This window comes from Acaryochloris sp. IP29b_bin.148 (assembly GCF_028285565.1).
In the GTDB taxonomy this organism is placed as follows: domain Bacteria; phylum Cyanobacteriota; class Cyanobacteriia; order Thermosynechococcales; family Thermosynechococcaceae; genus Acaryochloris.
Genome location: NZ_JANQOY010000091.1, coordinates 1 through 3,770, shown reverse-complemented (window position 1 = coordinate 3,770; position 3,770 = coordinate 1). Strand labels below are relative to the sequence as shown.

General features: G+C 41.0%; 5 protein-coding genes. 4 read left to right on the top strand and 1 reads right to left on the bottom strand.

Annotated features, from left to right (window positions below; all coding sequences use genetic code 11):
• A partial coding sequence (locus tag Q0986_RS08905; RefSeq protein WP_299408224.1) for a hypothetical protein occupies nucleotides 1-241 on the bottom strand: 241 nt, incomplete at its 3' end.
• A 327-nt stretch (nucleotides 242-568) separates the two neighbouring features.
• Between Q0986_RS08905 and Q0986_RS08900 the strand changes: the two genes are divergently transcribed.
• The 4 genes from Q0986_RS08900 to Q0986_RS08885 all read left to right on the top strand — a co-directional run bounded on the left by Q0986_RS08900 (nucleotide 569) and on the right by Q0986_RS08885 (nucleotide 3,609).
• Nucleotides 569-820 carry a helix-turn-helix transcriptional regulator gene (locus Q0986_RS08900; RefSeq protein WP_299408221.1) on the top strand — a complete coding sequence of 84 codons (252 nt, stop codon included), beginning with the start codon at nucleotides 569-571 and terminating at the stop codon, nucleotides 818-820.
• A 216-nt stretch (nucleotides 821-1,036) separates the two neighbouring features.
• Nucleotides 1,037-1,303: a hypothetical protein gene (locus Q0986_RS08895; RefSeq protein ID WP_299408218.1), complete on the top strand. Its 267-nt coding sequence runs from the start codon at nucleotides 1,037-1,039 to the stop codon at nucleotides 1,301-1,303.
• 233 nt (nucleotides 1,304-1,536) lie between these two features.
• A complete protein-coding gene (locus Q0986_RS08890; protein WP_299408215.1) occupies nucleotides 1,537-2,853 on the top strand; it encodes a tetratricopeptide repeat-containing serine protease family protein in 1,317 nt (438 codons plus the stop codon).
• 408 nt (nucleotides 2,854-3,261) lie between these two features.
• The gene (locus tag Q0986_RS08885; protein WP_299408212.1) at nucleotides 3,262-3,609 is read left to right on the top strand and encodes a hypothetical protein; all 348 of its coding nucleotides are present in this window, start codon (nucleotides 3,262-3,264) and stop codon (nucleotides 3,607-3,609) included.
• Nucleotides 3,610-3,770: the final 161 nt, after the last annotated feature.

Genomic DNA, 3,770 nt, shown 5'->3' with positions numbered 1-3,770 from the left:
CAAATTGAGCACAGTACTCATCGACCTGCTGTTGGTCGAGTAGATCCCAATGAAGACATAACAAATGCCGCATCATCTGTTGGCCAATCGTGATGGTCTGCTGCTCTAGAGCGTCCAGTGTATGGCCCAGAGACGTCTCATCTACTTCCAAGGTAGGGACAGGAATCCGATTCAATTCACTCATAGTGGATGAGGGAGAATCGTCTTTAACCCAACCAATAGAAATACACAAGTGACCCATCTGATGCCCTGCCAATAAGGATTAGAATGACTTTCTCCCTTAGCCTATCAGGCTATTCACGATTCATTTGATTGACCCAGACCTTTTGGCCGCTAACTAGTGGCTTGAGGCTTAGAGGTAGTAGAATGCATGTTGACTGAATCCTATGTGATTAGGGTTTTTGGTTAGAAGGCGCTCACTGAACTTTGCCGGGACGTGAGTGCCTTTGCTTATGTAATAAGCATACCCTAATTCAAATTATATTTCAATACTGTTTCTTATATTTTTAATATTTAAATGATATACTTTAGAAGTAAAGGACAAAAACCTAAACTAGAGAGGATGTTCATGATCAACCTGGCGGTTAAATTGAAACTTACTTTTTCTGAGTGGTTCAAAATCTCAAGAGGGCGCGCGGGGCTTTCTCAAGCTGCTGTTGCAGCCAAGCTTGGGGTTAAAACCCAGACGATATATAACTGGGAAAGTAATACAACCAAGCCAAAGCTTGATCCGTGGCAAACGTGGGTCTTGTGTGAAACTCTCGGAGTGACGCTAAAGCAATTAGCGGAAGGATTCAAAGGGGAGGGGGGAGATGATTGATTCCGAGCTCGCCCCCGACTTTGCACCTAAAATTAGCCGACTGAGACTCAACTCTAATCTTTCAAATTCTCTACGATTTCTGTGTTGCCTAGGTAATATCAATCCTGTACAGAATCCGAAAATTTACACGGAACTGATTGGCTGATTAGTGGCTCACCCCTATCCAATGAAATTAGACTAGTGTTAAAGCTTCAGATTCAGTAGAAGCGTATCTATATGACAAACAGCAATCCTCAAAGATGGACCGATGATCGGCTTGACGCCCTTGCAGCCTCTACCCAGAGCTTGCTAGATGCAACTCAAGCCAATACTGCCACAATTGGTCAAGTCCTAGAGCAGCAAAAAGCTACGGATAAGAAAATCGACTTGTTGATTGAAGGCCAACTAGCAATGCAGACCTTACATGGTCAATTAGCAGAGCAGACTTTACAGTTGAAGCGGGCAGTTGACTATTTGTTGAGCAAGGATGGAGGCCAATCATGACAGGAAGCATAACAGATTCCTAGCTTACGCTGATTAAATATCTATTTTCTGGCAAATTTCTGAAATTTTTTTAATAAATGATCTTAGGCTAGGAATCTGTTACGCCTCCTCTAAAACTTTTGAACTACAAGACTTTTTGTATACTTGCATCTCAAAAGTTCCAAGCATAACCAAGTATCTACATCTCAGAGTTAGTATGAGTTGAGACTTTTCTGCGCTTCGGCTCAACTTCAATGAAATCACCCTATTCTTTAATACCAATGATCTTTGGTGTAACAGCGATTGCAACTATGCCCCTTCAATCTGCGCTAGCACTGAACGCTACTGAAGTGAGTTCGATTGCTGAAGCTGTGACGGTTCGAATTGATGGTCAGAATCCAGGTTCAGGGGTGATTATTAAGCGTAAAGGCACCGTATATACAGTCCTTACAGCAGCACATGTCGTAGCTACTGAGGATAACTATGATGTAGTCACGCCTGATGGTCAGCTTCATAAGTTGGATTACAGCAAGGTCAAGAAATTTCCCAATGTTGATTTAGCTCTCGTGGAGTTTACGAGTTCAAAAACTTATAAAGTGGCTGATATGGGAGACTCTACAACGGTTAAAGTTGGAGAGTTAATCTATGTCTCTGGATTCCCATTACCAACAGCAGCTATTACACAATCCATATGGAATTTTTCAGATGGGAGAGTCAAGGCTAATGCTAAACGTCCTTTAGCAGATGGTTATGCGTTGGTATATAGCAACGACACCTTACCTGGAATGAGTGGGGGAGCAGTTCTAAATAGTCAAGGCAAACTAATTGCTATTCACGGTCGTGCAGATGCTGAACAGTCAGTTCAAAAGACAGAAACGGTGTATCAGAAAACTGGATTTAATCTAGGTATTCCCATCAATACTTTTTTAAACTTAGCAGCAACTCTCAGCCCTAATCTAGGATTCATTGACAAGGCAACAAAAACAACAAATACGACATTAACTGCAGATGATTGGTTTCTACAAGCTGAAACAAACTATAGAAAAGGCAAGTATCAAGATACTATTGCAGATTTGAGCCAAGCTATTAAAATTAATCCTAAATATATAGCAGCCTATAACAACCGGGGGCTTACCTACTTAGAGCTAAAGCAATACCCCCAAGCTATGGCAGATGTGAACCAAGCCATTAAAATTAATCCCAATCATGCAGAAAGCTATAAAAACCGGGGAAATGTCTACTTAGCGTTAAAGCAATACCGCCAAGCTATCAAGGAGTTTGACCAATCCATTAAAATAAATCCTAAATATGACAAAGCCTATTACGAGCGTGGTAATGCATACTACGATTTAAAAATATACCGCCAAGCTACTGCAGACTTTACACAAGCTATTGAAATCAATCCTAAATATGCTGACGCCTTTTTAAACCGAGGCTTAGCCTACACCCACTTAGGTTATAAATCTCATGCAAAAAAAAGTCTCCAGAAAGCAGCTCAGTTGTACAAGCAACAGAATAATCTAAAACTCTACCAACGAGCTATCCAACAGATACGGGACAATAATTTCTAAAACTACAGCTTACGTGCTAGGAAGAAATCAACATTACCACCCTCAGGAGAATTGATCATACAACTACGAAATGAATCGCATTAACGTTTATGGTATTAGAGCTTAAGTAGCTGCCATTACTTAAGATCAATCACGGTTGCAAGTCCAATATTTATGATATATGCATAAGAAATTGCAGGAAGAAAGCTTTAAAAAGTAGATGAATTTACAAGTGAGGGCCACTGACAGCAATATCTCAATGTAAAAGCCCCGTACTCCAAAAATTCTCCAGTGTTGAAATTGTGGCTAAAGCAAAAGCGGAGTAATTGGTCTAAAAAGATACTCTTTTGCTGGCAATTCCCATCTAATATCAGCCTAAACTGACAAATACACCTATTTTAATGTGACTAACGAGATAAGAAATCTTCTATGGCCGAAAATCAAGACCTAGAACCCTTGTCACATCAACTCAAGGTTGGCGATATCTTAGAGCTAACCCTTATTGATGAACACTGCAAACCCAAGCAAAGAGTTGAGATTCCCATTGCCTGCAAGCATGTGACGAAATCTCACATCTTTCTCGACTTTTGCCCCCAAACCCTGACCCTACCCAAGTGTGAAGATCGGTCGAGTCATGACAGTCTGGATATCACCATTGACCACATGGATATTTTTGACCCTGAAAAAGCGTATGTCGCGACCTATAGCAAAAACAAGTCCTGGAAGAACCAATTGGTGAGGTGGAAGAAACTCGCTAGTCACTCAGCTCATGATTAGAGTCTGAATCGTACCGCCGTATTTTACTCTAGTCAGTAAATAGACTGGACGATTGAGATTCGCCATGACTCATATTCCATCCCTAACTCACCAACAGCTCAAACTTCTGAGGATGGCCAAGAAACATTCTGTGAAAGAGATTCGGCTTGCATATGAGTTTC

Excerpts from the sequence above, each read along its gene's own strand:
- Q0986_RS08900 (WP_299408221.1), top strand. The coding sequence starts at position 569 with ATGATCAACCTGGCGGTTAAATTGAAACTTACTTTTTCTGAGTGGTTC.
- Q0986_RS08895 (WP_299408218.1), top strand. The coding sequence starts at position 1,037 with ATGACAAACAGCAATCCTCAAAGATGGACCGATGATCGGCTTGACGCC.
- Q0986_RS08890 (WP_299408215.1), top strand. The coding sequence starts at position 1,537 with ATGAAATCACCCTATTCTTTAATACCAATGATCTTTGGTGTAACAGCG.
- Q0986_RS08885 (WP_299408212.1), top strand. The coding sequence starts at position 3,262 with ATGGCCGAAAATCAAGACCTAGAACCCTTGTCACATCAACTCAAGGTT.